The 5,433-nt window shown below is 58.4% G+C and carries 7 protein-coding genes and 1 tRNA gene (1 of these 8 only partly in view); 3 read left to right on the forward strand and 5 right to left on the reverse strand.

Going from position 1 to position 5,433, the window contains the following annotated elements; translation table 11 throughout:
- Positions 1-401, forward strand: a 401-nt coding sequence (locus tag HMPREF3101_RS06165; RefSeq protein ID WP_210386178.1) for a type III secretion system chaperone family protein, incomplete at its 5' end; no start/stop codon positions are given.
- Between the two features lie 5 nt (positions 402-406).
- Positions 407-889: a hypothetical protein gene (locus HMPREF3101_RS06170; protein ID WP_070463703.1), complete on the forward strand. Its 483-nt coding sequence runs from the start codon at positions 407-409 to the stop codon at positions 887-889.
- On the opposite strand, the gene leuD is transcribed toward HMPREF3101_RS06170, so the two are convergent.
- Positions 864-1,460 (reverse strand): 3-isopropylmalate dehydratase small subunit, encoded by a 597-nt coding sequence (leuD, locus tag HMPREF3101_RS06175; protein WP_070463704.1) that lies wholly within the window; start codon positions 1,458-1,460, stop codon positions 864-866. The genes HMPREF3101_RS06170 and leuD overlap by 26 nt on opposite strands.
- Before the next feature lie 15 nt (positions 1,461-1,475).
- Complete coding sequence (gene leuC, locus HMPREF3101_RS06180) at positions 1,476-2,909, reverse strand: 3-isopropylmalate dehydratase large subunit (RefSeq protein ID WP_070463723.1); 1,434 nt, start codon at positions 2,907-2,909, stop codon at positions 1,476-1,478.
- 25 nt (positions 2,910-2,934) lie between these two features.
- Here leuC and HMPREF3101_RS06185 point away from each other — a divergent pair, with 25 nt between their 5' ends.
- Positions 2,935-3,645 (forward strand): IclR family transcriptional regulator, encoded by a 711-nt coding sequence (locus HMPREF3101_RS06185; RefSeq protein WP_070463705.1) that lies wholly within the window; start codon positions 2,935-2,937, stop codon positions 3,643-3,645.
- A gap of 18 nt (positions 3,646-3,663) precedes the next feature.
- Here the strand turns inward: HMPREF3101_RS06185 and HMPREF3101_RS06190 are convergent, their stop codons facing one another.
- The 3 genes from HMPREF3101_RS06190 to HMPREF3101_RS06200 form a co-directional block, all read right to left on the reverse strand.
- On the reverse strand, positions 3,664-4,299 hold the full coding sequence (locus HMPREF3101_RS06190; RefSeq protein ID WP_070463706.1) for an alkaline phosphatase D family protein: 636 nt from the start codon (positions 4,297-4,299) through the stop codon (positions 3,664-3,666).
- 65 nt (positions 4,300-4,364) lie between these two features.
- Positions 4,365-4,934: an HD domain-containing protein gene (locus HMPREF3101_RS06195; protein WP_070463707.1), complete on the reverse strand. Its 570-nt coding sequence runs from the start codon at positions 4,932-4,934 to the stop codon at positions 4,365-4,367.
- A 468-nt stretch (positions 4,935-5,402) separates the two neighbouring features.
- Positions 5,403-5,433: transfer RNA gene (locus HMPREF3101_RS06200), tRNA-OTHER, on the reverse strand; it runs 54 nt beyond the window's last position.

Genomic DNA, 5,433 nt, shown 5'->3' on the forward strand with positions numbered 1-5,433 from the left:
GGGTTTCACCGTCCACCAGAATCATGACACCCCATTTTTTCGAGTTTGCTGAGATTGGCTGCAAGATCACCACACGCTGGCTGGGTTTTATTGAGTCTGAGGAAGACACCGCCACGGTGCGACTGCGAGCCAATGAGCTCAACCGCTTCATGCCGCTTGTACGCACTCACCCGATTACACGTTCAGATAACTCCACCATCGTGTTGCTCGAAGCGCCACTGTTTGCACCACACGGTGTTAGCGATGGGCAGCTGAAGGCCATGCTGCAGTTCTACTTCTCCACCATCCATGACCTGCAGGGGGATCTGCGCAAGACGCTGCCGCACATCCCGGATGAGACGCCACCTACCGGTGGAAACGAAACCACCGACGCAGATGCGACTGGGACAACGGAGGCTTAAACACAATGACAACTGAGAGCACTGAAACCACTGAGACATTTATCCCGCTGTCTTTTGAGCGCGCGACAACAGCGTTTGATGAGCTTGGCTGGCAGTACGACGCCAACGAAAAAACCCAGACTTTACAGACTGGGTTTAGCGGCATTGGCATGCAGGTGAAGTTCCTCGCCCCCAACGTAATCGTGGCAACTACCGTGGCCGTTGACGCGGTCAAGGCCGACCGCTTCGAGGAGCTCATGGCGTGGGCGCGCGCTTACAACCTCAACAACGCCTACCCTTCGGTCTCCGCCTTCCAGGACAAGGAAAACGACCTAGCAGCCCTTGGCGTGGCGTACACCATGCCGGGCTACTGGGACTACACCGAAGAGCAGTTCCGCGCGCACCTGACCAGTGCGATCGACGGGGTGGTCCACACCTGCTTGGCATTCTTAGAGACGTTTGCCCCGGACGTGCACCAGCAAGTTACTCAGGCACAACAGCAGGCTTAAACGACGGGCGCGACGCCTCGTAGGAGGCAATCGCTTCCTCATTGCGAAGCGTCAGCCCAATATCGTCCAGACCCTCCATAAGGCGCCAACGCGTGTAGTCATCGAGGTCAAAGGTGTAGGTGTTCTCCCCCACCGTGACCGTGCGATCTTCAAGCGAGACCGTGACCTCAAGGCCTGGCTGCTGCTCAAGCTGCTTCCAAATCAGCTCAATGTCAGACTCGCTCATGATGCCTGCCAGCAGGCCGGCCTTGCCGGAATTGCCGCGGAAAATATCGGCAAAACGCGGGCTGAACACCGCACGGAAGCCGTAGTCCATCAAGGCCCACACTGCGTGCTCACGCGATGAGCCGGTACCGAAGTCCTCGCCGGCGAACAGAACAGAGCCATTCTTGAACGCCTCTTGGTTGAGTACGAAGTCTGCCTCGTTTTCGCGCCAGTTGGAAAACAAGCCGTCCTCAAAACCGGTGCGCGATACGCGCTTGAGGTATCGCGCCGGGATGATCTGGTCAGTATCAACATTGGTGCGGGTCAGCGGCACGCCGATGCCGACGTGGGTGGTGAATTTCTCCATGGTTGAAATCTCCTTCTACAGGTCAGCGGGGCTTGCGAGGTGGCCAGTTACGGCGGTAGCCGCGGCAACCAGTGGGGAAACTAGGTGAGTGCGACCACCCGGGCCCTGGCGGCCTTCAAAGTTTCGGTTGGAAGTAGATGCGGAGCGCTCCCCCGGTGCGAGCTGGTCCGGGTTCATGCCCAAGCACATGGAGCAGCCAGCGGTGCGCCATTCAGCACCGAACTCGGTGAAAATGACGTCGAGGCCTTCCTCCTCTGCCTGCTGCTTGACCATGGTGGAAGACGGCACAACCAGCATGCGAGTGCCCTCAGCAATGGTGCGGCCTTTGACCACTTCAGCGGCAGCACGCAGATCCTCAATACGGGCGTTGGTGCAGGAGCCGAGGAAGACGGTGTCAATGGCAATGTCACGCAGCGGGGTACCCGGCGTCAGGTCCATGTACTTCAGTGCCTTGGCCGCAGCCTGCTTGGAAGCGTCATCACCAAAGTCCTCTGGGTCCGGCACATTCGCACCGAGCGGCAGTCCTTGGCCCGGGTTGGTACCCCAGGTGACAAATGGAGTCAGGCTGGAGCCGTCGATTTCTACAACGGTGTCAAAGGTTGCACCTTCATCGGTCGGCAGCGTCTTCCAGTACTCCACCGCCGCGTCCCAGTCCGCACCCTTGGGCGCGAACTCACGGCCCTTGACGTACTCAAAGGTCTTCTCATCCGGCGCGACCATGCCAGCGCGCGCGCCAGCTTCGATGGACATGTTGCAGATAGTCATGCGCGCTTCCATCGACAGCTTCTCAATGGCTTCGCCACGGTACTCAATGATGTGTCCCTGGCCGCCGCCGGTGCCAATCTTGGCAATGATGGCCAAAATCAGGTCTTTTGCGGTCACCCCTTCAGCCAGTTCGCCGGTGACCTCAATCGCCATCGTCTTAAAGGGTTTCAGCGACAAGGTCTGGGTGGCCATGACGTGCTCGACCTCGGAAGTACCAATGCCCATGGCGATAGAGCCAAACGCGCCGTGGGTGGAAGTGTGCGAGTCACCGCACACGATAGTCATGCCCGGTTGCGTAATACCAAGCTGCGGGCCAACGGTGTGCACAATACCCTGCTTCACATCACCCATTGGGTGCAGGCGCACGCCGAACTCCTCGCAATTCTTTCGCAACGTTTCCACCTGGGTACGCGACGTAGGTTCGGAGATCTCCAGCAGATTGCCGCTGAGAATGCCCTCAGTTGGCACGTTGTGGTCTTCTGTGGCCAGGTGCAGCTCTGGGTGACGGATGGTGCGTCCGCTCATGTGCAGGCCGTCAAACGCCTGCGGTGAGGTAACCTCGTGCAGGAGCTGGAAGTCAATATAGATGAGGTCCGGCTCTCCGTTTTCGCCCTTGGTCACGACGTGGTCGCGCCACACTTTCTCGGCCAGTGTCAGCGGTGTTTTAGCCGAGGTTTCAGCCATAGCATTCTCCTTCTCCGATTCCAGCATGCGAGATGCTACCATCCATGGTGTGAGACAGTATAGCGAAGACTCGGGTATCAAGGTTCTCGACCGCGCCGTTGCCATCATCCGCGCCGTAAGCAGGGGCGATAAGACCCTGGCCGCACTCAGCACCGACACAGGCCTACCGCGCGCCACCGCGCATCGCATTGCCACAGCCTTAGAAGTGCATCACATCCTTGCACGCACCGAGCAAGGTGCATGGACCATCGGCCCAGCACTTGCGCGTTTTTCCGCCGGCACCTCACCCCACCTGATTGGCGTTGCCACCCCCGTGATGCGCGACCTAGTTGCCACGACTGGCGAATCGGTACAGCTCTATGAGCTCACGGGTGATACTCGCACGTGCATCGCCGCTGAGGAACCCGATTCCGGCTTGCACAACGTCGTGCCTGTCGGCTCGCGGCTCTCACTTGCCGCCGGCTCCGCCGCCCGCGTCTTTGCAGCACATTCGCCTATCGACGCTCCTTTTGACCCCGCAGACCTTGAACGAGTCCGCGCAGACGGCTTTGCGGAGTCCGTCGCTGAGCGTGAAGTGGGACTTGCCTCAGTCTCCACCCCGATCTTCCAGCCCGACGGCACACTGGTTGCGGTGCTGTCTATCTCCGGGCCGGCGGAGCGTCTCAAACCATCGCCTGCCGGCAGGTGGGGCAAGGAGCTTTTGTCTGCCCGCAAACAGCTTGAAGCCGCGCTATAACCAACGCGGTTTTCTTCTCTAAGCTTCAACGAACCCTTCGCCGATTCGCCACGTCCTACTTACCCCTAGGCTGACCGTGGCGTCAGGGTCCTCCACGTCTGAGACCCGGTAGTACAGCATGTCCACATAGTCGTGGTGGATGCTGGCGATGCCGTAGCCGTGCGCATCAAAGTCAATGTGCTCAACCCACGGGTTAGCGTCGCGAATCGCCTGCTCAACTATCAACGACGTTGAGTTGTCCTCCGGATGGTAGGTACCGAACGTCGTGGTCAAAATCTCATCAACATTCGGCGCAGAGATCGAGGTGGTGACCATCTCGCAGCCAATCTCTCCGAAGCCGGATGGTGAGGCAATTGAGTTTGCCCACTCCGAGTAGATGTCACCGGTGAGGAAAAGCGTGTTTGCTTCCTGCTCATCCAGCATGGTCAGCAGGCGGTCACGCTCTGCGGCGTAGCCGTCCCACTGATCCGAGTTCACCGCAATACCGGTCGCACGTTCCTGCATGTAACCCGTAGCTAGGTTGGCTTTGTCATTGTTGGCAATCGTGGCAAAGCGCATCGGCGAAACCATGACCGAGTTGCCCAGCACCTTCCAGCGCGCATTGGACTCTTGCAGACGCTGCGCGACCCAGTTGAACTGTTCCTGGCCCATCATGGTCAGTTGCGCCAGCGTGCCAAAGTTGAGGACCTGCGCGCGCAGTTCGGCTTCTAAATTTTAATTTAGAGCGCGCGCAGCTCCCGCACCCGGAAACCGAGCTCCTCTACAAGTGCGTTTCCGGGGAGTCGTCGCTGTGCCACTTGGTAAACCGCGCCGTACCACCATTGCTGGCGTTCCTTGCCGGAGTTAAACCGCAGCCACAGCTCCTCACCGATTGCTTGGTGGTCCGCCAGGATGGACAGCAAGTTGTGCAGTTTGTCCGCAGCCGAGATCAACACGCTTCCTTCCTCGGCTTGCGCAAGGTTCGCCAAGTAGGCGTCGGCGCGCTCCTGCCACCCTGACAGTGTGTCGTCCTTAGTCACGCCGTGTACCAGTGTTAGCACTCGCGGTCCGAAGTCCTGCACCATCTGCTGCTCCGAGTATTCCTCCGGTACGTCTTCCAAAATGTCATGGAAAAGCCCAGCGATGAGCACGTCTTCATCCTCAGTAACCTGAGACAGCAAATGCATGACACCGAACACATGCGTGATGTACGGGATTTCCGTGCCTTTGCGCACGTGCCCGCGGTGCGCCCACGCAGCGATGTTGATTGCTTGCATCAGTCGCGGGGATGCAATGAACGTTTCGGTCATAGATAAGACCCCTTTCTGCTCGGGAACATACACAAGTCTAAGAGCGCCCTGCACATCCCTCAGCCTGCATAGGAGCAAGTGTTCGAATACTAAAAAGCTAGTTGCTTAAACATCGTGGCGTGACGTCTGGAGATTGCTCCCGATCACTTCAAGCTGACTATTCCGCCTTTTTACGTTCCTTAGTTTTTAAACCCGGAGTTCAAGACCGGAGTTCAAGACTGTGCATGAACACGGCCAGGCGTTGAGCTTTGTTACCGCCGGCATTGATGTCGCAAAAGGGTCCGTCCGGCACCCGCCAAACCTAAATGCAGCTACCTACCTGTAGCTATCAGCGCAAAAATCGGTTGGTAGCCGGGTGTTGGTAGCTACAAACTCGTGGGCCCGGCTGGGACGACAACGTTTAACCCACACCGAAGTAGTGAATGGTAAAACCCCCGACCCGGAGATCGGATCGGGGGCAAGCCATTGTACCCCGTACGGGATTTGAACCCGTGTTACC

The organism is Corynebacterium sp. HMSC29G08 (genome assembly GCF_001806875.1).
Taxonomy (GTDB): domain Bacteria; phylum Actinomycetota; class Actinomycetes; order Mycobacteriales; family Mycobacteriaceae; genus Corynebacterium.

What these genes read in the sequence shown, in the direction of transcription:
- HMPREF3101_RS06170 (WP_070463703.1), top strand. Translation starts at nt 407, where the DNA reads ATGACAACTGAGAGCACTGAAACCACTGAGACATTTATCCCGCTGTCT.
- HMPREF3101_RS06185 (WP_070463705.1), top strand. Translation starts at nt 2,935, where the DNA reads ATGCGAGATGCTACCATCCATGGTGTGAGACAGTATAGCGAAGACTCG.
- leuD (WP_070463704.1), bottom strand. Translation starts at nt 1,460, where the DNA reads ATGGAGAAATTCACCACCCACGTCGGCATCGGCGTGCCGCTGACCCGC.
- leuC (WP_070463723.1), bottom strand. Translation starts at nt 2,909, where the DNA reads ATGGCTGAAACCTCGGCTAAAACACCGCTGACACTGGCCGAGAAAGTG.
- HMPREF3101_RS06195 (WP_070463707.1), bottom strand. Translation starts at nt 4,934, where the DNA reads ATGACCGAAACGTTCATTGCATCCCCGCGACTGATGCAAGCAATCAAC.
- HMPREF3101_RS06190 (WP_070463706.1), bottom strand. Translation starts at nt 4,299, where the DNA reads ATGATGGGCCAGGAACAGTTCAACTGGGTCGCGCAGCGTCTGCAAGAG.